We start from the raw sequence: 23,878 nt of genomic DNA, 5'->3' as shown, positions 1-23,878 counted from the left end.
ACGCATGGCCGACGCTAAGCTTCTCGCCGAATTTGACGCGCTTGAATTCAACGAAAAAATGATACTGGCGCTGCTCGCCCTGATCGGCGAGCCGGTGGGACGCACGGCCATCCTCGACCACCTGAACCACGCCCGCATCGAGGACAAGGACGGCAATGCCTACGGCGTCGGCACGCTGGACGAATCGATGCGCAAGCTGGAGCGGCTGGCCTTCATCAGCGTGGTGACGGGGCGCGGCTTCGCCTGCAACCCCAAGCTGCGCTGGCCGGCGATGCGCGCCTCCATCGGCACGCATGCGCTGGACGACTTGTGCAGCGCCTACGACGAACTGACGCCGATGCGCCAGACCTGGAACAGCTTCGAGCCGCGCAGCTACCGCGCCGGCATGGCGCGCCTGCGCATGGGCCTCCTGCGTGGCCTGGCGCCGCAGCAGATCCAGCCGATACTGGCGTTCTGCCTGGGCAGCTACGAGGCGGCGCAGCTGCACCCCATCGTCGACATCTTCGGCCGACCTTTCGAGCCGGGCATGCTGGCGCGCGTGCATCCGCTGCTGCAGGACGATGTGCTGATGGTGCTGCTGCAAAACGCCCAGCATGAATTCCTGACCGTGCCTGTGATCCGCGAATTTTGCGAGCAACACATGCAGCGCCGCCTGGCCGCCAAGGGCGACATCAGTCCCGAGCTGCGCATGGCCCTGGCGGAAGACGCCATCCTGTGCGGCCGCCTGGACGACGCCAAGCGCTACCTGGAACGCACCGCCGGCCCGCAAAGCCAGTACCTCGCCAGCGCGGTGGTGCTGCTGCGCGGCGCCAGCGGCGCGGCCATCGTCGGCTTCGACGCGGCGCTGAAGACGCTGCGCCGCGACACCGGCAAACGCAAGCACCTGTTCACCGGCATGTCCGGCTATCTGTACCTGTTGTCGTTGCTGCGCAGCGGCGACGCCAAGCACCTGAAGGCGGCCGAGGCCTATCTCGAAATCGCGGTGCGCATGACGCAGAATCACGACACCGCCGTCCACCAGCAGATCGACATGCTGCGCCAGATCCGCGCCGGCACCATGCAAACCGACGCCGTCGCCGCGCTGGCGTGGGACAACAACCTGCAAACGCAGATGTTCCAGTGCCTGCTGTATTTCTGGCTGTCGCTGCCGCAGCTGTCCGAGCGCAAGGCGCAGCTGCAGGAGCTGGCGCAGAACGCCGAGCGCGCCGGCTACCTGTTCATCGCCGGCCAAGCCGCCTGCCTGCTGGGCCACTTGGGCGACGTCGAACAGCAGCGCCACGCGAACGCGCTGCGCTCGCGCCTCGGCTATCCCGACATGAGCGTGTGGTTCGAGCGGCAGGAAGCGTGGCAGCGGCAGTTGACGGCGCTGATCAATCTCCAGCAGCCCGCAACCGCCGATGCCGCCGGCAGCACGCGCCTGGTGTGGATGCTGAACTACGACAACCGCCACGGCCTGACCGACGTCGCGCCGGTGGAGCAGAAGCGCGATGCGCGCGGCCTGTGGAGCAAGGGCCGCGCCGTCGGCCTGAAACGCCTGCGCTTCGAGGCCGAGCAGTTCGACTTCCTGACGCCGCAGGACGTCCGCGCCTCCGAGGCGATCTCGGTCGCGCACCGCAGCTACCAGTCCAGCGGCCTCGCTTACGAAATCGATCCGCAGCGCGCCGCGTCGGCGCTGATCGGCCACCCGCTGCTGTTCTGGGCCGATGCGCCGGACACGCGGGTGGAAATGCTGGCCGGCGAGCCCGAACTGCTGATCAAGAAAAGCCCCGGCAACCTGGAACTGCGCCTGCAACCGGCCATCCCGGACGACAGCTCCTCCGTCATCGTCAGCAAGGAGACGCCGACCCGCCTGCGCGTGGTCACCATCCTCGACGAGCACCGCCGCATCGCCGCCATCGTCGGCAACGGCTTGAACGTGCCGGCCCACGCCGAGCAGCAGGTGCTGCATGCGATCAGCTCCATCTCCTCGCTGGTGACGGTGCAGTCGGAAATCGGCGGCGCCGCGCCGGACATGGAACAGGTGGAGGCCGACATGCGCCTGCACCTGCACCTGCTGCCCTACCAGCACGGCCTGAAGATGCAGGTGCTGGTGCGGCCGCTGGCCAACGGTGCGTACTACGCGCCCGGCGCCGGCGCCGACAGCGTGATCGCGGACGTCAACGGCAAGCCGGTGCAGGCACGCCGTAAGCTGATCGACGAACGCGACGCCGAGCGTGAACTGATCGCCAAATGCCCGGTGCTGGAAGCGGCCGAGCAGGAACACGGCGAATGGCTGCTGGGCCAACCGGCGCTGTGCCTGCAGTTGCTGGTCGAACTTCAGGACATGAACCCGGACGCCATCGTGCTGGCCTGGCCGGAAGGCGAAAGCTTCCGCGTGACCGCCAAGGTGGAGACCAAGCAGCTGCGCCTTGCCATCAAGAGCAACAAGGACTGGTTCGCAGCCAGCGGCGAATTGCAGATCGACGAAGGCAAGGTCATGGATCTAAAAACGCTGCTGGAGCTGATGCAGAAGAGCCAGAGCCGCTTCGTGGAACTGGGCGAGAACCGCTATCTGGCGCTGACCGAGGAGCTGCACCGCCGGCTGATGGAAGTGTCGGTCTACGGCGAGATCACCGAGGACGGCGTGCGCGTGCATCCGCTGGCGTCGTTCGCGCTGGAGGAACTGGCCGACGATATCGGCGGCCTGAAATCGGACAAGCTGTGGAAGGAGCATTTGACACGGATGGAAGCGCAGGCGGCCTTCGTGCCGCAGCTGCCGAGCACTCTGCAGGCAGAGCTGCGCGACTACCAGCTGGAAGGCTTCAACTGGCTGTCGCGTCTCGCCAGCTGGGGCGTGGGCGCCTGCCTGGCCGACGATATGGGCCTGGGCAAAACGCTGCAGGCGCTGGCGCTGATCCTGTCGCGCGCGCCGCAAGGCCCCACCCTGGTGGTGGCGCCAACCTCCGTCTGCATGAACTGGATCAGCGAAGCGGCGCGCTTTGCGCCGACCTTGAAGGTGAAGCTGTTCGGCCCCGGCGACCGCGCCGAGACCATGTCCACCTTGCAGCCCTACGACCTGGTGGTGACCAGCTACGGCCTGCTGCAACTGGAGTCCGCGCTGTTCGCCGGCGTGCAGTGGAACACCATCGTGCTCGATGAAGCGCAGGCGATCAAGAACGCCGCCACCAAGCGTTCGCAGGCCGTGATGGCGCTCAGGGGCGAGTTCCGCATGATCGCCACCGGCACGCCGCTGGAGAACCATCTGGGCGAGTTGTGGAACCTGTTCCGCTTCATCAATCCGGGCCTGCTGGGCAGTATCGAGCAATTCAACCTGCGCTTCGCCGCGCCGATCGAAAAGCCGCAGGACCACCGCGCCGAAGTGGGCGCGCGCAACCGCCTGCGGCGCTTGATCCAACCATTCATGCTGCGCCGGACCAAGGCACAGGTGCTGACCGAGCTGCCGTCGCGCACCGAGATCACAATGGAAGTGGACTTGTCGGCGGACGAGACGGCGCTGTACGAATCGTTGCGCCGCGCCGCGCTGGAAAACCTGGCCGCCGTCGAAGGACCGGCCGAGAAGAAATCGATCCAGATCCTGGCCGAGATCATGCGGTTGCGGCGCGCCTGCTGCAACCCGAACCTGGTGGCGCCGGAACTGGGCCTGGCCAGCAGCAAGCTGGCGGCCTTCGCGCATCTGCTGGAAGGCTTGCTGGAGAACCGTCACAAGGTGCTGGTGTTCAGCCAGTTCGTCGATCACCTGTCGCTGATCCGCGCCCACCTGGACGCCAACAACATCAGCTATCAATACCTGGACGGCTCGACGACTATGGCCGAGCGCAAAAAACGGGTCGACCTGTTCCAGGCCGGCGAGGGCGAGGTGTTCCTCATCAGCCTGAAAGCGGGCGGCGTCGGCATCAACCTGACCGCCGCCGATTATGTGATCCACATGGACCCGTGGTGGAATCCGGCGGTGGAAGACCAGGCCTCGGACCGCGCCCACCGCATGGGCCAGCTGCGGCCGGTGACCATCTACCGGCTGGTGGCGCGCCATACGATCGAGGAAGGCATTGTCGACCTGCACCAGCACAAGCGCGACCTGGCCGACAGCCTGCTCGAAGGCAGCGACGTATCGGGCCGCATGACGGCCTCCGATATGTTGAACATGCTGCAAGAAGGAATGCGAAAGTAGACGTCCGGTTACAAACCGGATGCGCTCAAACCTGCGGATTAATGATAATCTCCTCCGCTTCGGCCCGGTACGCCCGGCCATTTTATCGACAAGGCTGTTCAAGATGATCAAGACAAATATCGCACTGGCTGTATTGATGACGACGCTCGCCGTCGCACCAGCCGGCGCCACCACGCACCACAAGACAACGCATACCTCGGCCAAGAGCGGCGGCAAGAGCGGCAGCCACACGGTCCACGCGAAAAGCGGCAAGTCAAGCAAGAACGCAAAAGCCGGCGGCAAAGCCAACAGCAAGAGCACCGGCAAGCACGGTAAGACGAAAACCGTCGCCGCCGCTGCGGTGGCCGCCGCCGTCGCCGCGCCGTCGCTGAAGCCGTCCGGCACGCCGGAACGCCGCCAGGACCGTTCCTTCGACGGCCAGAGCAGCCAGTTCCTCAACGCGCTGTGGCGCATCGATTCGGAAAGCGCGATCTACGCCGGCAAGTACGATACCGCCGCCTCGCTGTCCATCCCCGACAAGGCGGGCCAGGCCAAGGAACTGGCCTTCATCGACGAATGGAAGCAGCGCTTCGGCGCGATCAACGCCAGCCAGTTGTCGGCCAAGCAGCGCACCGACCTGGCGCTGCTGATCAACAAGCTCGACAGCGACCGCTTCCGCCTGACCACCTTGAAGGAATACGAGTGGAACCCGGCCAGCTACAACGTGGCCGGCCCGATCGACCTGATCCTCAATACCGAATACGCGGCCCAGCCGCAGCGCCTGCGCACGCTGCTCAAGCGCATCGCCGGCATCCCGGCCTACTACGATGCGGCGCGCGCCAACATCATCAACCCGACGCGCGAACACACGCGCCTGGCGATCGCGCAAGCGCCCGGCGTGCAGACCCTGCTGACCGAGGTGGACAAGGCGGCCCAGGCGTCGATCCTGACGCCGGTGGAGAAGCAGCTGTTCACCCAGCGCGTGAACGCGGCGCTGACCGCGGTCGACGGCTACGTGGCCTTCCTGACCGAGATGGACAAGCAGATGGACACCAGCGGCCGCCGCACCTTCCGCCTGGGTAAGGAACTGTACGAGCAGAAGTTTGCCTTCGACATCCAGTCCGGCAGCACTGCCGAGCAGACCTACCAGAAGGCGCTGGCCGCGCGTGAAGAGCTGCTGGCCAATATGGAGCGCATCTCCGACGAGCTGTGGGACAAGACCATGGGCGCCACCGCCAAGCCGGCCGACCGTTTCGCCAAGATCGGCATGGTGATCGGCAAGCTGTCCGAGCGCCACGTCAAGCGCGAGGATTTCTTCGCCGAGATCCGCCGCCAGGTGCCGGTGCTGCAGGACTGGGTGATCAGCCACAACCTGCTGACGCTCGATCCGAAGAAGCAGCTGGAAGTGCGGGCCACGCCTGCCTACCAGGCCGGCGTGGCGGGCGCCAGCATCGACGCGCCGGGACCGTATCGTCCGCAGGACCGCACCTACTACAACGTGACGCCGCTCGACGGCGCGACGCCGGAAGCGGCCGAGAGCAGCCTGCGCGAGTACAACTACTGGATCCTGCAGATCCTGAATATTCATGAGGCGATACCGGGGCATTATGCGCAGCTGGTGTATGCGAACAAGTCGCCGTCTATCGTCAAATCCATCTTCGGCAATGGCGCGATGGTGGAGGGTTGGGCGGTGTACGGCGAGCGCATGATGCTGGAGTCCGGCTACGGCGACAACGCGCCGGAGATGTGGCTGATGTATTCGAAGTGGAATCTGCGCAGCGTCACCAACACCATCCTCGATTACAGCGTGCACGTGCTGGGCATGACCGAAGAGCAGGCGATCGACCTGCTGACGCGCCAGGCCTTCCAGACGCGCAGCGAAGCCGTTGAGAAATGGCATCGGGTGCAGGTGTCGTCGGTACAGCTGACCAGCTATTTCAGCGGCTACAGCGAGATCATGGAGTTGCGCGAACAGCGCAAGCAGCAGCTGGGAGCGAAGTTCAACCTGAAGGAATTCCACGAGCAATTCCTGAGCTACGGCAGCGCGCCGGTGCGGGTGATCAAGGGCTTGATGACGCAGTAGCATCGCATGGGTTTGCGCGCACTTGAGTGCGCGCAAACGACTCAACCATTGATTCGATACGATAGTGAGCCGGCTCGCATTCTGCCCGGTTTCTGCTACGATTAAATCAGGGAGCGGTCATGAATATGCCTATCAAATTCGACACACTTTCATACGCCAGAAAACTTGAGGAAGCAGGGTTGTCTCAGCAGCAAGCTGAGGCTCAGTCATTGGCGTTGCGCGACGCATTAGCCGAGTCCACTGTGACGCCCGGCGATATGCTATTGATGAAGACGGATGTTATCGCCCGCATAGAAATTCTGCGCAGCGATGTGCATGCGCAGATCGAAAAGCTGCGTAGCGATCTGCAAGGGCAGATCGATGCGTTGAAAGGGCAGGTCGTTGCGTTGAAAGCGCAGATCGCCGAGTTGAAAGCGCACATGAATATCCGGTTCAACATACTTTACATGCTGACCGGGCTATCGTTGGTGCTACATGGCGTAACGCTCGGCGTGCTTTTTAAAATATTGAGCCGGCTACCATGACCCGACAACTCAGACCTTCTCTTCCGGCGCCGTCGACATGCGCACGAACATCGGCGCCACCAGCAGGCCCAGCTCGAACAGCAGGCACATCGGAACCGCCAGCGAAAACATGCTGACCGCGTCAGGCGGCGTGACGATCGCGGCAATCACGAAGGCGCCGACGATGGCGTAAGGCCGTATCTCTTTCAGCTTGGCCACCGTCACCAAACCCATCCGCACCAAAATCACCACCACCACCGGCACCTCGAAGGTCGCGCCAAAGGCCAGACACATCGACATGACGAAATCCAGGTAGTTCTCGATATCCGGCGTCACCGCGATCGAATGCGGCGAAAACTCGGAGATGAACTGGAACACCCGTCCGAACACCAGGAAGTAGCAGAACGCCACGCCGGCCATGAACAATACCGACGACGAAATCACCAGCGGCGCGATCAGCCGCTTCTCATGCGCATACAGGCCGGGCGCCACGAAGGCCCACAGCTGGTACAGCACCCACGGCAGCGACAGGATGATGGAAATGACCAGCGTCACCTTCATCGGCACCAGGAACGGCGAGATCACGCCGGTGGCGATCATCTTCGAGCCGACCGGCAGCGAGGCGATCATCGGCCGCGCGATGAAATCGTAGATCTGCGACGGACCGGGCCAGATCATCAGCGCGATACAGACGATGGCAATGCCGATCGATGCCTTGACCAGACGGTCGCGCAATTCGATCAGGTGAGAGATAAAGGTCTCTTCGCCCTTTTCAGGTGTAGTCATTTAGTAGAACGAAGAAGAGGAGTTGCTGCCGGGGCGGAAGCGCTTCACGCGCGCGGCGCCGGAGGTCACGTGCATCTTGCCGCCGTGACGCTGCTTGTACCAGCCGGGGATGGCCGAATTGCGCACCAGCTTCTTGCGGCGGAACTCGCGCGCCTTGCGCGACAGGTCGTCGGTGGTGGCGTTGCTGATGGTCGGCGAGTGGATGGTCGGCGTGTCGTGCCAGGCGTTCTCCACCTCGGCCACGTGCTGCGACATCGAGCTTTCGACGTCCGCCTTCACGCTCTCGGCCGCCGCCTGCACTTCCTTCTGGAGGTTTTTCAACTCTTCCAGTTCGATTTCGCGCGAGACTTCGGATTTGACTTCGTTCAGATAGCGTTGGGCGCGGCCGTACAGCGTCCCGGCCATGCGCGCTACCTTGGGCAGCTTTTCAGGACCGATGACGACCAGCGCAACCACGCCGATCACAGCAAGTTTGGTAAGACCGAGATCGATCATAAGGGTGTTTCAGCGAAAAGGGAGCACCGCTCCCCCAGCTTACTTCTTCTCTTTAGCGTCGACGTCGATGGTGCCGGGAGCGGCTGGCGCAGCCGGCTTGTCGTCGTCGCCCTTGACGCCATCCTTGAAGCCTTTAACGGCCTTGCCGATGTCCGAACCCATATTGCCCAGTTTTTTGGTGCCGAACACCAGCATCACAATCACCAGGACGATCAACCAATGCCAAATACTGAATGAACCCATCATATTCCCCTTGCAAGGCGCATGCGCCCAATTTATCCGTTGATACGAGAACTGCTGCAACAGTATAAGCGAACCGCCGCCTGTCATGTAGATGTCATGCGGCTATCGATATAACGCCATTGCGACTAGCGTTGTCCGCGCCAGGGGTGCGGGCCGCCGATCACGTGCAGATGTAAATGGTACACCTCCTGACCGCCGTTGGGACCACTGTTAATCAGCGTCTTGTAACCGCCGGTCGGCGAGCCGTCCGCATCATAGCGGACGCCGCAGCCGGCTTCCTCTGCCAGACGGGGGGCCAGCGCCAGCATCTTGCCCAGCAGCGGCGCTTCGTTGGCGCTGCAATCGGACAAGGTCGAGAAATGTTTCTTCGGGATCAGCAGCAAGTGCACCGGCGCGGCCGGGTTGATGTCTTTGAAGGCCAGCAGGTCTTCATCTTCGTAGACGATGGCGGATGGGATTTTCTTTTCAGCTATTTTGCAAAACAGGCAATTTTCCACAACGACTCCGTAAATGGGGGATTATTCCTTGCGAGCGGCTTTTTCGGCTATGCCGGAGACGCCTTCGCGGCGCGCCAGCTCGTCGAGCACCTGCTGCGGCTTCAGATCGAACTGGGCCAGCAGCACCAGCGTATGGAACCACAAGTCGGCCACCTCGTACAGCACCTTGCCGCTGTCGCCACCGGCGCGCGCATCCTTGGCGGCCATCACGGTTTCGGTGGCTTCCTCGCCGATCTTCTTCAGGATGGCGTCGTCGCCCTTGGCGAACAGCTTGGAGGTGTAGGACGTGGCGGGATCGCCGCCGTTGGCCAGTTTGCGCGACTCGATGATGTCGGCCAGGCGGTCCAGGATAGTGCTCATGTGGATTTCTTTGCTTTGGTTTTCGCCACGGTGGCGGGGGTGTAGATGTCGGACGGGTCTTTCAGCACCGGCTCGGCGTTTTGCCAGTCGCCTTCCAGCGCGTCGCCTTCAAACTTCTGGAAGAAGCAGGAATGGCGGCCGGTATGGCAGGCGATGCCGCCGGCCTGTTCGATCTTCAGCAGCACCACATCCTCGTCGCAGTCGAGGCGGATTTCCAGCACCTTCTGCACGTGGCCGGACTCCTCGCCCTTGTGCCACAGCTTCTTGCGCGAGCGGCTCCAATAGACGGCTTCGCCGAGCTCGACCGTCTTGGCCAGCGCGTCGCGGTTCATCCAGGCGAACATCAACACATCGTTGCTGCCCGCTTCCTGGGCGATGACCGGCACCAGGCCGTGCTCGTCCCACTGGATTTTCTTCAGCCATTTAGCCTTGGCCAAGGCGCTTGCGGTAGTCGACATCTTCATTTCCATACTGTTAAAAACTACGCCAGGCGCATCGGAATGCCCTGTTGCGCCATGAAGCGCTTGGCTTCCTGCACGGTGTGCTGGCCGTAGTGAAAGATACTGGCCGCCAGCACCGCATCGGCCTTGCCCAGCTTGATGCCGTCGGCCAGGTCCTGCAAGCCGCCGACGCCGCCCGAGGCGATCACCGGGATGCCGACCGCGTCGGACACGCCGCGCGTCAGGCCCAGGTCGAAGCCGGACTTGGTGCCGTCGCGATCCATGCTGGTGAGCAGGATTTCGCCGGCGCCCAGCTGTTCCATCTTCTTCGCCCATTCGATGGCGTCGATGCCGGTGGCCTTGCGGCCGCCGTGGGTGAACACTTCCCACTTGCCGGGCGCGATCTGCTTGGCGTCGATCGCCACCACGATGCACTGCGAGCCGTGCTTTTGCGAGGCGTCGAACACCAGCTGCGGATTCGACACCGCCGACGAGTTCATGCTGACCTTGTCCGCGCCGGCGTTGAGCAGGCGGCGCACATCGGCCACTTCGCGCACGCCGCCGCCCACCGTCAGCGGAATGAACACCTGCGAAGCGACGGCTTCGATGATGTCCAGGATCAGGCCGCGGTTGTCGCTGGTGGCGGTGATGTCGAGGAAGGTCAGTTCGTCGGCGCCCTGCTCGTCGTAGCGGCGGGCGATTTCCACCGGGTCGCCGGCGTCGCGCAGCTCGGTGAAATTGACGCCTTTGACGACGCGGCCATTGGTCACGTCCAGGCAGGGGATGATGCGTTTAGCGAGCATGGTATTTCACTTTAGTTTTCTTCCGGGTCGGCTTCCAGGTCGCCGCTCAGTTCATCCGCGCGCAACTGGGCCGAGGCCAGGTCGATGGTGCCTTCGTAAATCGAACGGCCGCAGATCACGCCCTCGATGCCTTCGTCCTGGACAGCGCACAGCGCTTCGACGTCGGCCAGGTTGTGCAGGCCGCCCGAAGCGATGACCGGGATCTTGACCGCCTGCGCCAGCTTGACGGTGGCTTCGATGTTCACGCCGCCCATCATGCCGTCGCGGCCGATGTCGGTGTAGATGATCGATTCGACGCCGTAGGCTTCGAACTTCTTGGCCAGGTCGATCACTTCGTGGCCGGACATCTTGCTCCAGCCGTCGGTGGCGACCTTGCCGTCCTTGGCGTCCAGGCCGACGATGATGTGGCCCGGGAAGGCGCCGCAGGCGTCGTGCAGGAAGCCCGGCTCTTTCACCGCGGCGGTGCCGATGATGACGTAGCTGATGCCGGCGTCCAGGTAGCGCTCGATGGTGTCGAGGTCGCGGATGCCGCCGCCCAGCTGCACGGGGATTTCATCCAGGTCGTTTTCTTCGGCGTATTCCTGCACCACTTTCAGGATGGCCTTGACCGCGGCTTCGTTCTTCGGCTTGCCGGCGAAGGCGCCGTTCAGGTCGACCAGGTGCAGGCGGCGCGCGCCTTGTTTCAGCCAGTGCAGGGCCATGTCGGCCGGGTCTTCGGAAAATACGGTGGCGAGTTCCATATCGCCTTGTTTCAAGCGAACGCAGTGACCGTCTTTGAGGTCGATGGCAGGAATGAGCAGCATGATGGTTTCGGTAGATTTAAGGGGTAAATGAAATCAAGGGTTCCAGTGAACGAAATTTTTGTACAACTGCAATCCGGCCGCGGCGCTTTTCTCCGGGTGGAACTGGGTCGCAAAAATATTATCACGGGCGACGGCGCAACTGAACGCCGCACCGTAGACAGTTTGTCCAACGGTGTGCTCGGGCCGTTCAGGCTGGGCGAAATAGCTGTGCACGAAATAGAAATAACTGTTGTCGGCAATGTCCTGCCACATCGGGTGAGACGCGTTTTGGTGGACTTGGTTCCAGCCCATCTGCGGCACCTTGAAGCGCGAGCCGTCTTCCTGCAACTGTCCGTCCAGCTGGAAGCGTACCACTTTGCCCGGCAACAGGCCGAGGCCGGCGGCGTCGCCTTCCTCGCTGACGTCGAACAGCATCTGCTCGCCGATGCACACGCCCATCAGCGGCTTGGTTTTGGCGGCCACCAGCAGCGCTTCCTGCACGCCGGATTCGCGCAGGCTGCGCATGCAGTCCGGCATGGCGCCCTGGCCGGGCAGCACGATGCGGTCGGCCGATTCGATGTCGGCCACTTCGCCGGAAATGAGCACATTGGCTTCGGGCGCGACGGCGCGCAGGGCCTGCGCGACCGAGCGCAGATTACCCATGCCGTAATCAACTACTACGATTTTTTTCATGATGTATGTTCTACAGACTGCCCTTGGTCGACGGGATGGTGCCGGCGGCGCGCGGGTCCAGCTCGGACGCCATGCGCAGCGCGCGGCCGAAGGCCTTGAACACGGTTTCGCATTGATGGTGGGCGTTGGTGCCGCGCAGGTTATCGATGTGCAGCGTGACCAGTGCGTGGTTGACGAAGCCGCGGAAGAATTCCAGGGTCAGGTCGACGTCGAAGGTGCCGATCATCGCGCGCGTGAACGGAATGTGGTACTCGATGCCTGGACGGCCGGAGAAATCCAGCACCACGCGCGACAGCGCCTCGTCCAGCGGCACGTACGAATGGCCGTAGCGGACGATGCCCTTGCGGTCGCCGATGGCCTTGGCCACGGCCATGCCGAGGGTGATGCCGACGTCTTCCACCGTGTGGTGGTTGTCGATATGGATGTCGCCGGTCGCTTCCACGTCCAGGTCGAACAGGCCGTGACGGGCGATCTGGTCCAGCATGTGGTCCAGGAAGGGCACGCCGGTGTTCAGCTTTTGCTGGCCGGTGCCGTCAAGGTTGATGGAAACGCGGACTTGCGTCTCGTTGGTGTTGCGGATGATTTCTGCGGTGCGGTTCATGAAGGGCTCGCGATGGGTCTCAGGATGCCAGCGATGCGGCGAAGGCATCGAGGAAGGTGGAATTCTCTTCCGGGGTACTGACCGTGATACGCAAACAATTGGCCAGCACATCGTGCATTTTACCTACATTTTTGACTAATACCTTGCGAGACAGCAGTTTCACGTAGGCATCGTCGGAATTTGGCACCCGTATCAAGATAAAATTCGCCGCCGAGGGAAATACCTCGACGCCGGGCATAGCGGCCAATGCCGCCGTCAGATCGGCGCGTGCGGCGCGCAAAGCGGTGGCCTGCTGGTTCAGCACCTCCACGTGGTCGAGCGCGAATTCGGCCGCTGCCTGCGTCAACACGTTGATGTTGTAAGGAGGCCGCACTTTGTCGAACTCCGCCAGCAATTGCGGCGCCGCCGACATGTAACCCAGGCGGATGCCGGCCAGGCCCAGCTTCGATACGGTGCGCATCACGACCAGATTGTTAAATTCCGGCAGGCGGTGCATAAAGGTCTGCTGCGCGAACGGCTCGTAGGCCTCATCCACTACCGCCAGACCGAAACCGTCCAGCGCCTTGATGATGGCGACGATATCGTCCGCCGCGAACAGATTGCCGGTCGGGTTGTTGGGGTAGGACAGGAACACCAGCGACGGCCTGTGTTCCTTGATCGCGGCCAGCATGGCCGGCAGATCCAGCGTCAGGTCGGCCTTCAGTGGCACGCCAACGTAGTCCATGCCGGCGAATTGCGCCGAACGCTGGTACATGACGAAGGACGGCGTTGGCGCCAGCACCACGGCGCGGCGGTCCTGCAGCGCGCAGCCCATGCACAGGATCGAGATCAGTTCATCGGAGCCGTTGCCCAGCATGACGTCGTAACCGGCCGGCACGCCCAACTTGGCGCACACGCTTTGCTTGATGGAGGCGTAGGACGCGACCGGGTAGCGGTTCAGCGTCACGTCCACCAGGCGGCGGGCCAGCTCCTCGCGCAGATGATGCTGCAGGTGGTAAGGGTTCTCCATCGCATCCAGTTTGATATAACCACTCGCGTCGGCGACGTGATAGCCATGAATGGCGCGCACGTCGGAGCGGATGGTGGTGGTGACCAGGGTGTCGATGGAAGACATCTTACTTAAGCTCCTATGAGTTAATTAAACTTCGCTTGGGTGAGGCTTTTTTCTTTTTTTCAGGCGGCGCCGGAATTTCCGGCATCGCCAGGCGTTCGGCAATGATGGCGCAATAATCGGGATTGAGTTCAAAGCCGACGAAATTTCGGCCGCAGCGCTTGGCGGCGATCGCCGTCGTGCCGCTGCCCATGAACAGGTCCAGCACCACGCCGTCCGGCGGGCACGAAGCCTTGAGCATGCGCTCGATGATCTCCAGCGGCTTTTGCGTCGGATGGTCGGCGCGCTCGGGATGCTCACGGTGCAGGCGCGACACGCTCCACAGATCCTTGGGGTTGTAGCCTATTTCCAGCCACTTGGCGCCGATGAAGATCGAGCGCGAACGGGCTTTCTTGGTTTCGGCGTCGTAGGGAATGCGCACCGAGTCCAGGTCGAAGTAGTAATCCTTGCGGCGCACGAAGAAGCCGATGGTGTCGTGCACCGACGAGTAGCTGCGCACGCTGCCGCCCATCGACGGCACGCGGCGGTCCCAGATAATCTCGTTCATCATCGTCATGCGCTTTTTCAGCAGCACGAAGATCTCCGGCGAGAAGCGCCAGGTCAGGAAGATGTACAGGCTGCCGTTGGGCTTGAGCTTGGGCAGCGCGGCGTCGATCCACTGCTCGGTCCAGCGCAAATACTCCTCCACCGTTTGAGTATCGGAGTCGTTGCCGTAGTCCTTGCCCAGGTTGTACGGCGGGTCGGTCAGTATCAGGTCGATGGAACCGTCCGGGATGCGCGCCAGGCCGGTCAGCGCATCCTCACAGAAGACCTGATTGATCCATGCTTCACTCATTTGAGGCGCAGCTCCGCGCTGCGGGCGTGGGCCTGCAGGCCCTCGCCGTAAGCCAGTTCGGCCGCGACCTTGCCCAGCGTTTGCGCGCCGGCTTCGCTGACGTGGATGATCGACGAGCGCTTCTGGAAATCGTACACGCCCAGCGGCGACGAGAAGCGCGCGGTGCGCGAGGTCGGCAGCACGTGATTCGGGCCGCAGCAGTAGTCGCCCAGCGATTCGGACGAGTAGCGGCCGAGGAACATAGCGCCGGCGTGGCGGATCTGGTCGGCCCACTGCTGCGGGTTCTCGGCCGAGATTTCCAGGTGTTCGGCGGCGATGCTGTTGGCGATGGAGCAGGCTTCGGCCATGTCGCGCACTTTCACCAGCGCGCCGCGGTCGGTCAGCGAAGTGCGGATGGTTTCCGCGCGCGGCATCTGGGGCAGTAATTTTTCTATGCTCGCTTCCACCTTGGCGATGTAGCCGGCGTCGGGGCACAGCAGGATGGCTTGCGCCAGCTCGTCGTGCTCGGCCTGCGAGAACAGGTCCATCGCCACCCAATCCGGGTCGGTGGTGCCGTCGCAGATGATCAGGATTTCGGAAGGGCCGGCGATCATGTCGATGCCGACGATGCCGAACACGCGGCGCTTGGCGGCGGCCACGTAGGCGTTGCCGGGGCCGACGATCTTGTCGACCGGCGCGATGGTCTCGGTGCCGTGCGCCAGCGCGGCGACAGCCTGAGCGCCGCCGATGGTGATGACGCGGGTGACGCCGGCGATCGCAGCGGCGGCCAGCACCATCTGGTTCTTCACGCCGTCCGGCGTCGGCACCACCATGATGATTTCCTGTACGCCGGCGACGTGCGCGGGTATCGCGTTCATCAGCACCGACGATGGATAGGCGGCCTTGCCGCCGGGGACGTAGATGCCCACGCGGTCCAGCGGCGTGACCTTCTGGCCCAGCACCGTGCCGTCGGCCTCGGTGTAGGTGTAGCCGTTCAGCTCCTGCTTCTGGCGCTCGTGGAATACGCGGATGCGTTGCGCGGCGATGTGCAGCGCGTTGCGCTGCGCTTCGGGAATCGCGGCCAGCGCGGCCTGCAGTTCGGCTTCGGGAATATCGAAGGCGGCCATACTGGTGGCGCCGCCGTTCGGAATGCGGTCGAAGCGGTTGGTGTATTCCAGCACGGCGGCGTCGCCGCGCGTTTTCACGTCGGCCAGGATGCCGCCGACGGCGCGTTCGATCGCTTCATCGGTGCTCGCTTCAAATGCCAGCAGGGCGTCCAGTGACTTTTTGAAATCGGCTTGGGTGGAATCGAGCTTGGTAATTTGAATCGGCATGATGATTTACTTTTTAGAGGCGCGTTCGAATGCTTCGATAATCGGTTGCAGGCGGGCGCGCTTGATTTTCAAGGCGGCCTGGTTGACGATCAGGCGCGACGAGATGTCCATGATCGCTTCGACCTCTTTCAGGTCGTTGGCGCGCAGCGTGTTGCCGGTGCTGACCACGTCGACGATGGCGTCCGACAGGCCGACCAGCGGCGCCAGTTCCATCGAACCGTACAGCTTGATCAGGTCGACGTGCACGCCCTTCTTGGCGAAGTGCTCGCGCGCGGTTTCCACGAACTTGGTGGCCACGCGCAGGCGCGCGCCCTGGCGCACGGCGGTCTCGTAGTCGAAGCCGTTGCGCACCGCGACCGACATGCGGCAGGCCGCGATGTTCAGGTCGATGGGCTGGTACAGTCCTTCGCCGCCGTGCTCCAGCAGCACGTCCTTGCCGGCCACGCCGAAGTCCGCCGCGCCGTGCTGCACATAGGTCGGCACGTCGGTGGCGCGCACGATAATGACGCGCACGTCGGGATCGTTGGTCGACAGGATCAGCTTGCGCGAAGTCTCCGGGTTCTCGGTGACGGTGATGCCTGCCGCTTCCAGCAGCGGCAGGGTGTCCTCGAAAATACGTCCCTTCGACAGCGCGAGGATCAGCTGCGAATTGGCCTGGAATGCGCTCATGGTTATTTGATCCGTTTGATGTTGGCGCCCACTGCGGACAGTTTCACTTCCATCTGGTCGTAGCCGCGATCGAGGTGGTAGATGCGGTCGATCAGCGTTTCGCCGCGCGCGGTCAGGGCCGCGATCACCAGCGATGCCGAGGCGCGCAGGTCGGTCGCCATCACGGGCGCGCCCACCAGCTGCTCGACGCCTTTGATGAAGGCGGTATTGCCGTCGGTTTCAATCGACGCGCCCAGACGGTTCATCTCCTGCACGTGCATGAAACGATTTTCGAAAATCGTTTCGGTCACGCGGCTGGCGCCGTCGGCGATGGTGTTCACCGCCATGAACTGCGCCTGCATGTCGGTCGGGAAGCCCGGGTATTCGGTGGTGCGGAAGGTCACAGGCGTCGGGCGCTTGTCCATCTGCGCGCGAATCCAGTTGTCGCCGATGGTCATCTGCAGGCCGATCTCGCGCAGCTTGTCCAGCGCGGCGTCCATGATATCGACGCGGGTGTTGCGGATCGTGATGTCGCCGCCAGTGGCCGCGACGGCGCACAGGAAGGTCGCCGCTTCGATACGATCGGAGATCACGGCGTGCTTGGCGCCATGCAGCTCGGCCACGCCCTGGATCGTCAGGCGGTTGGTGCCGATGCCTTCAATCTTCGCGCCCATCGCCACCAGCAGGTTGGCCAGGTCGGTCACTTCAGGTTCGCAGGCGGCGTTTTCCAGCACGGTCTCGCCTTCGGCCAGGGTGGCGGCCATCAGCAGGTTCTCGGTGCCGGTCACGGTGATCATGTCGGTGACGATGCGCGCGCCCTTGAGCTTTTTGCACTTGGCGTAGATGTAGCCGCCTTCGACGGTGATGTCCGCGCCCAGCGCCTGCAGGCCCTTGATGTGCTGGTCCACCGGACGCGAGCCGATGGCGCAGCCGCCCGGCAGCGAGACCTTGGCTTCGCCGAAGCGCGCCAGCAATGGGCCCAGCACCAGGATCGAGGCGCGCATGGTTTTCACCAGCTCATACGGGGCTTCCAGCTTGTCGATGGCGCTGCCATTGAGCGTGACCTTGTCGCCGTCCTGCGCCACTTTCAGGCCGGTCTGGCCCAGCAGCTTGAGGATGGTCGCCACGTCGTGCAGGTGCGGCACGTTGGACAGTTCGACATCGCCGGACGTCAGCAAGCCGGCGCACAGGATAGGCAGCGCAGCGTTCTTCGCGCCGGAGATGTTGATGTCGCCGTTCAGGCGGTTGCCGCCTTGTATGAGGAGCTTGTCCATGCTTGCTTATCCTTGGTATTCGTCAGGGGTGAGGGTTTTCATCGACAGCGCGTGGATTTCTTCGCGCATGCGGTCGCCCAGCGCGGCGTACACGATCTGGTGGCGCTGGATCAAACGCTTGCCGACGAAGGCCGGCGAGACGATGACGGCCTGGAAGTGCTGGCCATCGCCCTCCACTTCAAGGTGGGTGCATTCGAGGCCGGCGCTCAGGTAGCCGTGGATCAGTTCTGGAGTAGTGGTCATGATGAAGTCCTTGGAATTAATGACGCAGGCGGTATCCGCTGCGCAGTAAGCGAATCGCCAGCAGTGCCAACACGACGAGGAAGGCGGAGACGATGCTCACGCTGACCAGCGGGTTGACGTCCGACTGGCCGAAGAAACCGTAGCGGAAACCGTCGATCATGTAGAAGAACGGGTTCAGATGCGATACCGTCAGCCAGAACGGCGGCAGCGAATGGATCGAGTAGAACACGCCGGACAGGAAAGTCAGCGGCATGATCAGGAAGTTCTGGAACGCGGCCAGCTGGTCGAATTTCTCGGCCCAGATGCCAGCGATGAGGCCCATGGTGCCGAGGATGGCGGCGCCCAGCAGCGCGAACACCGCGATCCACAGCGGCGCCGTGAACGACATATGGGCGAACCACGCCGTCACCACGAACACGCCGAAGCCGACCACGATGCCGCGCACCATGGCGGCCAGCACGTAGGCCGAGAAGATCTCCCAGTGCGACAGGGGCGTGAGCAGCACGAACACCAGGTTGCCGGTGATCTTGGACTGGATCAGCGAGGACGACGAGTTGGCGAAGGAATTCTGCAACACGCTCATCATCACCAGGCCGGGGATCAGGAAGGCAGTGTAGCTGACGCCCGCATACACGGTGACGCGGCCTTCGAGCACGTGGCCGAAGATCAGCAGGTACAGCATCGCCGTCAGGATCGGCGCGGCGACGGTTTGCGTGGCCACTTTCCAGAAGCGCAGCGTCTCCTTGTAGACCAGGGTGCGGAAGCCGGTGGAGATGAAGTTCATACGGTACCCTTGTCCATGATCTGCAAGAAGATGTCTTCCAGGTCAGCTTGTTGCAATTGCATTTCGTCGATCACGGCGCCGGACTGGCGCAGGCGCGCCAGCAGGGTTTCGACTTCGGCGTATTCGTTGACGCGCAGGCTGTACTTCTTCCCATGCTCAGAGGTCTCCGGATGCGTGACCAGGTGGCGCATGTCGTCCGGCAGGTCGCCGGCGGCCAGGTTGACCGTCAGCTGCGAGCCGGAGATGCGGCGGATCAGCGACGCCATCGTGTCCAGCGCGACGACCTTGCCGCTCTTGAGCATGGCCACGCGCTTGCACATGGCCTGCGCTTCTTCCAGATAGTGGGTGGTCAGCACCACGGTGTGGCCTTCGCGGTTCAGGCGCGAGATGAACTTCCACAGCGTCTGGCGCAGTTCGACGTCGACGCCGGCGGTCGGCTCGTCGAGCACGATCACGGGCGGCTTGTGCACCAGCGCCTGCGCCACCAGCACGCGGCGCTTCATGCCGCCGGACAGCGCGCGCATGTTGACGTCGGCCTTGTTGGTCAGGTCGAGGTTGTGCATCACCTCATCGATCCAGGCGTCGTTGTTGGCCAGGCCGAAGTAGCCCGATTGCAGGCGCAGCGTCTCGCGCACCGTGAAGAAGGGATCGAACACCAGTTCCTGCGGCACCACGCCCAGCATCTTGCGGGCGGCGCGGAAATCGCCGGTGACGTCATGGCCGTGGATGGTGACCTTGCCGGCATCGGGACGGATCAGGCCCGCGATGATGGAAATCAGGGTGGTCTTGCCCGCGCCGTTGGGACCCAGCAGGCCGAAAAACTCGCCCTCTTCGATCGAAAGGGACACGCCGCCCAGTGCCTGGAGCGACTTGTAGCGCTTCTCGACATTACTTATTTGGATCGCTGTCATGCTTGACTTATCTGTAAGGTGCGGCGGCGCGAACCGGCGCTGTGTGGCCTAAACGTGGCGGAAGATGCTGCGGGCGCCGCGGCTCTCAGGCAGCGGCAACGTTCAATTATATTGGAAATTCGAATCGGCAGAGCCGGACGGGCTATTTACCGAGGGAACTACAGGCGGCAGGGGGTAGGGCGAGGGTCAATGATGGTGGTGCGAGGCCGGGTCGTCGGCGAGACCGGTCTTTTGGGTGAAGAAGGATTCCGGCGCATTGACCGGAGCGAATTCTTCGTGGGCGGGATTGCTCGCCGCGGCGCCGTCCTGCGCCAGCTTGACCTCTGGCGGGAACAGCAGCGAGCACACGCCGTACAACTTGGTCAGGCTTTGCAGCGCCGGCGGCAGGTTTTTCAGTTCCAGCTTGACGCCGGCGTCCTGGGCGGCGCGCTGCCACGCCAGCATGACCGACACCGCCACCGAATCCACCGTCAACACATGGCGCAGGTCGAACACGGTCTGGCCGGCCTTGAGGGCCGACAGGCCGCGCTCCAGCGCCGCGGAGGCGTTGAGCACGGTCAGGGTCGTGAGCGACTGCAAATTGTCGATGGCTTCGGAAACGGCGGTAGACATGGCGTGATGGCTTGGTTATGGCTTACTTGGCGACGGTTTTCAGGGGCTTGTTGGCCAGCGACTTGTTCTTTTCCGTCAGCGTCTTGATCAGGCCGTCGATGCCGCCCTTGTTGATTTCGGAGGCGAACGTGCCTTTGTAGGTCTCGACCAGCCATGCGCCCAGCACATTGATGTCGTAGATCTTCCAGCCGGCCGGGGTCTTGGCGACGCGGTAGTTCAGCGGGATCGGTTCGCCGCGGGCGACGTTGACCTGCGAGCGCACTTCCACTTCGTTGTCGGTCGGGTCGGAACGCATCGGCTTGAATTCGATGGTTTCGTTCTTAATCTGCGACAGCGCACCGGAGTAGGTGAAGATCAGCAGCGTGCGGAACTGGTCCGACAGCAATTTTTGCTGTTCGGGCGTGGCGTCGCGCCAGAAGCGGCCGGCCGCCAGCGCGGTCATGCGTTGCGAATCGACGTAGGGCAGGATCTTGCTTTCGACCAGGTCGAGCACTTTCTTCTGGTCGCCGGCCTGGATGGACTTGTCGGCCTTGGCGGTCTCGATCACTTCCTGGCTGATGCGCTTGACCAGCACGTCCGGCGCTTCGTTGGACGGTGCGGCGGCCGCGTGGGCGTTGACGGCCAGCGCGACAGTTGCTAAAGCGATAAGTTGTTTGATCAATTTCATATTGTCGTTACCTTTGTGTGGTTCTTCGGGGTCACTGACTGACGGTAGCCGCAGCCGGTGCGCCAGAGTTTAACTCTTTTGGCGCCGATTCGGATGACACGGGGGCAGAACTTTGTGCAGCGGTGGCCGCCGGTTTGACGTCGATCTCGGCCGAATCATCCTTCTTGGACTTGCGCGGAGCATCGTCGCCGTCAGGGTGGATCTGGCTTTCACGGCGTTGCAGGAAACCGTCGCGGATGAATTCGTAACGGTCCAGCGCGGCGTCTTCCAGCAGGCTGGTGGCGTTGAGCAGGTTGGCACGTTGGTCGACCACGCGCAGCGCGGTACCGGTGTTGCGGATGTAGACCGGCTCCTTGTAGGCCCAGATATCGCCTTTGATATCGAGCGGCAAGGCCACCGTGTCGCGCACGGTCGATGGGCCCAGCAGCGGCAGCATCAGGTAGGGGCCGGACGGCACGCCCCAGGTGCCCAGCGTCTGGCCGAAGTCTTCCTTGTGCTTTTGCAGGCCGGCTTCCGAGGCGATGTCGAACAGGCCGACGATGCCCAGCGTGGAGTTCAGCGCAAAGCGGGTGACGTCCGACATGCCGGCTTCGCCCTTGCCTTGCAGCAAGTTGTTGACGCCGGTCCAGGCGTCGGCCAGGTTGCCGAAGAAGTTGTTGACGCCGGTCTGCACAAAGTTCGGCAGCACGTTGCGGTAGGCCGTGGCGGCCGGCTTGAGCGCGTAGGTGTCGACCGTGTCGTTGAAGCTGAACATGGCGCGGTTGAAGCCCTCGTAAGGGTCGCGCGGGTTCGGGCCGGCGCAGCCGGCCAGCAGCACGGTGACGCCCAGCGCCAGCGCGGCGCTGCGGAGAGATGTCGGAGTACGGTGCGTCATTTACTGTCCTTTCCCTCTGCAGCTTTGCTGTAGATGAATTGATTGATCAGGTCTTCCAGTACGGCGGCGGACTGGGTACGGGCGATCTTGTCGCCGGCGCCCAGGTTGTTGGTGTCGCCGCCGGCTTCGATGCCCACGTATTGCTCACCCAGCAGGCCGGCGGTCAGGATCTTGGCCGAGCTGTCTTTCGGGAACTTGTAGCCTTCTTCCATGTTCAAGGTTACCAGCGCCTGGTAACTCTTGTCATCAAACTTGATCTCTCCCACACGGCCGACCACCACGCCGGCCGCCTTGACCGCCGCTTGCGGGCGCAGGCTGCCGATGTTGTCGAACTTGGCGGTGATCGGGTACACCTTGCCGAAGGACATGGAACCCATGTTGCCGGCCTTCAGCGCCAGGAACATCAGCGCGACCACGCCGATGACGATGAACAGGCCGACCCAGATATCCAGAGATTTACGTTGCATAGCGATTCCTTAGTTTCTTATCTTGTACTTATTTTGTACTTCAGCGCTTATTTGCTGAACATCAGCGCCGTCATCATGAAGTCCAGCCACCAGATCATCAGCGATGAGATCACGACGGTGCGGGTGGTGGCGCGCGCCACGTCTTCCGGGGTCGGCTGGGCTTCATAGCCCTGGTACAGCGCAATGAAGGTGATGGCGATGCCGAACACCACGCTTTTGGCAAAACCGTTGAAAATATCTTTCCAGAAGTCGACGCCGCCCTGCATCTGCGACCAGAACGCGCCGTCGTCGACGCCGATCAGCTGCACGCCGACCAGCCAGCCGCCCAGCACGCCGACCGCGCTGAACACCGACGCCAGCAGCGGCACCGCGATCACGCCGGCCCAGAAGCGGGGCGCCAGCACGCGCTGGATCGGGTTGACGGCCATCATTTCCATCGCCGACAACTGCTCGCCGGCCTTCATCAGGCCGATTTCGGCCGTCAGCGAGGTGCCGGCGCGGCCGGCAAACAGCAGCGCGGTGATCACCGGGCCCAGTTCGCGGGTCAGGCCCAGCGCCACCAGCAGGCCCAGCGACTGCTCGGCGCCGTATTTATTCAGCGTGTAATAGCCCTGCAAGCCCAGCACCATGCCGACGAACAGGCCGGACAGGGTGATGATCAGCATCGAATAATTGCCGATGAAGTGCAGCTGCTCGACCAGCAGCGCCGGACGGCGCAGCAGGCCGGGCGACACGCCCAGCATGTTGGCGAAGGTGCGGGCGCCGTAGCCTATGCTTTCGACGTAATCGCGCAGCGGCGCGCCCAGCTTGGACAACCAGTTCTTGACGCTCATAAGACTTGCACTCCCAGGCCCAGGTCATCGGCCAGGGACTTGCCTGGATAGTGGAACGGCACCGGGCCATCGGCCTCGGCGTTGACGAACTGCTTCACGTACGGGTCGGTCGACACCAACATGTCGGCCGGCGTGCCGTGCGCGACGATCTTGCCTTGCGACAGGAAGTACACATAGTCGGCGATGGCGAAGCATTCCTTGACGTCGTGCGACACCAGCACGGTGGTCGAGCCCAGCGCGGTATTCAGGTTGCGGATCAGGTTGGCGGTGACGCCCATCGAGATCGGGTCGAGGCCGGCGAACGGCTCGTCGTACATGATCAGTTCCGGGTCCAGCGCGATCGAACGCGCCAGCGCCACGCGGCGCGCCATGCCGCCGGAGATCTCGCCCGGCTTGAGCTTGGCGGCGTTGCGCAGGCCCACGGCGTGCAATTTCATCAGCACCAGGTTGCGGATCAGCTCTTCCGGCAGGTCGGTATGCTCGCGCAGCGGGAAGGCGACGTTTTCAAACACGGTCAGGTCGGTGAACAACGCGCCGTGCTGGAACAACATGCCCATCTTGCGGCGCAGCAGATACAGGCCGGCGGTGTTGAGCTTGTGCACGATCTGGCCCTGCACCTTGACGTGGCCGCGCTGCGGGCGGATCTGGCCGCCGATCAGGCGCAACACCGTGGTCTTGCCGCTGCCCGAGCCGCCCATCACTGCGATTACCTTCCCGCGTGGGAAGTCCATCTGGAGCCCCGACAGGATCGAGCGCTTTCCATAGGAGAAGTGTAAATCACGGATTTCGACTAGATTAGCCACGACTGAACTCATTGTTTTTAATGCCGTATTGTAGTGCAGAAAGGTTAATCTCTGCTGGCGCCCCCCTCTT

The 23,878-nt window shown here is 63.0% G+C and carries 27 protein-coding genes; 3 read left to right on the top strand and 24 right to left on the bottom strand.

Going from position 1 to position 23,878, the window contains the following annotated elements; translation table 11 throughout:
- The first annotated feature begins 4 nt into the window (after positions 1–4).
- The 3 genes from KVP70_RS08060 (at position 5) to KVP70_RS08050 (ending at position 6,754) form a co-directional block, all read left to right on the top strand.
- Complete coding sequence (locus KVP70_RS08060; protein WP_217941605.1) at positions 5–4,168, top strand: DEAD/DEAH box helicase; 4,164 nt, start codon at positions 5–7, stop codon at positions 4,166–4,168.
- 103 nt (positions 4,169–4,271) lie between these two features.
- A complete protein-coding gene (locus KVP70_RS08055; RefSeq protein WP_217941604.1) occupies positions 4,272–6,230 on the top strand; it encodes a DUF885 domain-containing protein in 1,959 nt (652 codons plus the stop codon).
- 119 nt (positions 6,231–6,349) lie between these two features.
- Positions 6,350–6,754 (top strand): coiled-coil domain-containing protein, encoded by a 405-nt coding sequence (locus KVP70_RS08050; protein WP_217941603.1) that lies wholly within the window; start codon positions 6,350–6,352, stop codon positions 6,752–6,754.
- A 9-nt stretch (positions 6,755–6,763) separates the two neighbouring features.
- On the opposite strand, the gene tatC is transcribed toward KVP70_RS08050, so the two are convergent.
- From tatC to KVP70_RS07930, 24 genes are all read right to left on the bottom strand, one after another.
- Positions 6,764–7,519 (bottom strand): twin-arginine translocase subunit TatC, encoded by a 756-nt coding sequence (tatC, locus tag KVP70_RS08045; RefSeq protein WP_217941602.1) that lies wholly within the window; start codon positions 7,517–7,519, stop codon positions 6,764–6,766.
- Positions 7,520–8,014 carry a Sec-independent protein translocase protein TatB gene (gene tatB, locus KVP70_RS08040; protein WP_217941601.1) on the bottom strand — a complete coding sequence of 165 codons (495 nt, stop codon included), beginning with the start codon at positions 8,012–8,014 and terminating at the stop codon, positions 7,520–7,522.
- 39 nt (positions 8,015–8,053) lie between these two features.
- Positions 8,054–8,257 (bottom strand): Sec-independent protein translocase subunit TatA, encoded by a 204-nt coding sequence (tatA, locus tag KVP70_RS08035; protein WP_026334731.1) that lies wholly within the window; start codon positions 8,255–8,257, stop codon positions 8,054–8,056.
- A 125-nt stretch (positions 8,258–8,382) separates the two neighbouring features.
- Complete coding sequence (locus KVP70_RS08030) at positions 8,383–8,754, bottom strand: histidine triad nucleotide-binding protein (RefSeq protein WP_217941600.1); 372 nt, start codon at positions 8,752–8,754, stop codon at positions 8,383–8,385.
- A 21-nt stretch (positions 8,755–8,775) separates the two neighbouring features.
- Positions 8,776–9,114, bottom strand: a complete 339-nt coding sequence (locus KVP70_RS08025; RefSeq protein ID WP_217941599.1) for a phosphoribosyl-ATP diphosphatase — start codon at positions 9,112–9,114, stop codon at positions 8,776–8,778.
- Positions 9,111–9,572, bottom strand: coding sequence for a phosphoribosyl-AMP cyclohydrolase (gene hisI, locus KVP70_RS08020; protein WP_217941598.1), 462 nt, complete (start codon positions 9,570–9,572; stop codon positions 9,111–9,113). The genes KVP70_RS08025 and hisI overlap by 4 nt, the downstream gene beginning before the upstream one ends.
- A 23-nt stretch (positions 9,573–9,595) precedes the next feature.
- Positions 9,596–10,357: an imidazole glycerol phosphate synthase subunit HisF gene (hisF, locus tag KVP70_RS08015; RefSeq protein ID WP_217941597.1), complete on the bottom strand. Its 762-nt coding sequence runs from the start codon at positions 10,355–10,357 to the stop codon at positions 9,596–9,598.
- An 11-nt stretch (positions 10,358–10,368) separates the two neighbouring features.
- The gene (gene hisA, locus KVP70_RS08010) at positions 10,369–11,160 is read right to left on the bottom strand and encodes a 1-(5-phosphoribosyl)-5-[(5-phosphoribosylamino)methylideneamino]imidazole-4-carboxamide isomerase (RefSeq protein ID WP_217941596.1); all 792 of its coding nucleotides are present in this window, start codon (positions 11,158–11,160) and stop codon (positions 10,369–10,371) included.
- Between the two features lie 33 nt (positions 11,161–11,193).
- Positions 11,194–11,832: an imidazole glycerol phosphate synthase subunit HisH gene (gene hisH / locus KVP70_RS08005; protein WP_217941595.1), complete on the bottom strand. Its 639-nt coding sequence runs from the start codon at positions 11,830–11,832 to the stop codon at positions 11,194–11,196.
- Positions 11,833–11,842: 10 nt separating this feature from the next.
- A complete protein-coding gene (gene hisB, locus KVP70_RS08000) occupies positions 11,843–12,433 on the bottom strand; it encodes an imidazoleglycerol-phosphate dehydratase HisB (protein WP_008443061.1) in 591 nt (196 codons plus the stop codon).
- Positions 12,434–12,452: 19 nt separating this feature from the next.
- Positions 12,453–13,547: a histidinol-phosphate transaminase gene (gene hisC / locus KVP70_RS07995; protein ID WP_217941594.1), complete on the bottom strand. Its 1,095-nt coding sequence runs from the start codon at positions 13,545–13,547 to the stop codon at positions 12,453–12,455.
- Between the two features lie 13 nt (positions 13,548–13,560).
- Positions 13,561–14,379, bottom strand: coding sequence for a DNA-methyltransferase (locus KVP70_RS07990; RefSeq protein ID WP_217941593.1), 819 nt, complete (start codon positions 14,377–14,379; stop codon positions 13,561–13,563).
- Complete coding sequence (gene hisD / locus KVP70_RS07985; protein WP_217941592.1) at positions 14,376–15,692, bottom strand: histidinol dehydrogenase; 1,317 nt, start codon at positions 15,690–15,692, stop codon at positions 14,376–14,378. The genes KVP70_RS07990 and hisD overlap by 4 nt, the downstream gene beginning before the upstream one ends.
- A gap of 6 nt (positions 15,693–15,698) precedes the next feature.
- A complete protein-coding gene (hisG, locus tag KVP70_RS07980; RefSeq protein ID WP_217941591.1) occupies positions 15,699–16,361 on the bottom strand; it encodes an ATP phosphoribosyltransferase in 663 nt (220 codons plus the stop codon).
- A 2-nt stretch (positions 16,362–16,363) separates the two neighbouring features.
- The gene (gene murA / locus KVP70_RS07975) at positions 16,364–17,614 is read right to left on the bottom strand and encodes a UDP-N-acetylglucosamine 1-carboxyvinyltransferase (protein ID WP_217941590.1); all 1,251 of its coding nucleotides are present in this window, start codon (positions 17,612–17,614) and stop codon (positions 16,364–16,366) included.
- Positions 17,615–17,620: 6 nt separating this feature from the next.
- A complete protein-coding gene (locus KVP70_RS07970; RefSeq protein ID WP_008443072.1) occupies positions 17,621–17,857 on the bottom strand; it encodes a BolA family protein in 237 nt (78 codons plus the stop codon).
- 16 nt (positions 17,858–17,873) lie between these two features.
- Positions 17,874–18,641: an ABC transporter permease gene (locus KVP70_RS07965; RefSeq protein ID WP_217941589.1), complete on the bottom strand. Its 768-nt coding sequence runs from the start codon at positions 18,639–18,641 to the stop codon at positions 17,874–17,876.
- Complete coding sequence (locus KVP70_RS07960; RefSeq protein ID WP_217941588.1) at positions 18,638–19,552, bottom strand: ABC transporter ATP-binding protein; 915 nt, start codon at positions 19,550–19,552, stop codon at positions 18,638–18,640. Before KVP70_RS07960 ends, KVP70_RS07965 begins: the two co-directional genes overlap by 4 nt.
- Positions 19,553–19,738: 186 nt before the next feature.
- The gene (locus tag KVP70_RS07955) at positions 19,739–20,164 is read right to left on the bottom strand and encodes an STAS domain-containing protein (RefSeq protein WP_217941587.1); all 426 of its coding nucleotides are present in this window, start codon (positions 20,162–20,164) and stop codon (positions 19,739–19,741) included.
- Positions 20,165–20,186: 22 nt separating this feature from the next.
- Positions 20,187–20,831: an MlaC/ttg2D family ABC transporter substrate-binding protein gene (locus KVP70_RS07950; RefSeq protein WP_217941586.1), complete on the bottom strand. Its 645-nt coding sequence runs from the start codon at positions 20,829–20,831 to the stop codon at positions 20,187–20,189.
- A 31-nt stretch (positions 20,832–20,862) separates the two neighbouring features.
- Positions 20,863–21,705: an MlaA family lipoprotein gene (locus KVP70_RS07945; protein ID WP_217941585.1), complete on the bottom strand. Its 843-nt coding sequence runs from the start codon at positions 21,703–21,705 to the stop codon at positions 20,863–20,865.
- Positions 21,702–22,172 (bottom strand): outer membrane lipid asymmetry maintenance protein MlaD, encoded by a 471-nt coding sequence (mlaD, locus tag KVP70_RS07940; protein WP_217941584.1) that lies wholly within the window; start codon positions 22,170–22,172, stop codon positions 21,702–21,704. The genes KVP70_RS07945 and mlaD overlap by 4 nt, the downstream gene beginning before the upstream one ends.
- A 47-nt stretch (positions 22,173–22,219) precedes the next feature.
- Positions 22,220–23,005 carry a lipid asymmetry maintenance ABC transporter permease subunit MlaE gene (gene mlaE, locus KVP70_RS07935; RefSeq protein ID WP_217941583.1) on the bottom strand — a complete coding sequence of 262 codons (786 nt, stop codon included), beginning with the start codon at positions 23,003–23,005 and terminating at the stop codon, positions 22,220–22,222.
- Complete coding sequence (locus KVP70_RS07930; protein WP_217941582.1) at positions 23,002–23,820, bottom strand: ABC transporter ATP-binding protein; 819 nt, start codon at positions 23,818–23,820, stop codon at positions 23,002–23,004. The genes mlaE and KVP70_RS07930 overlap by 4 nt, the downstream gene beginning before the upstream one ends.
- Positions 23,821–23,878 lie beyond the last annotated feature (58 nt).

This window comes from Duganella violaceipulchra (genome assembly GCF_019166075.1).
Classification (GTDB): Bacteria; Pseudomonadota; Gammaproteobacteria; order Burkholderiales; family Burkholderiaceae_D; genus Rugamonas; species Rugamonas violaceipulchra.
This window is presented reverse-complemented; position numbering and strand designations above follow the sequence as displayed.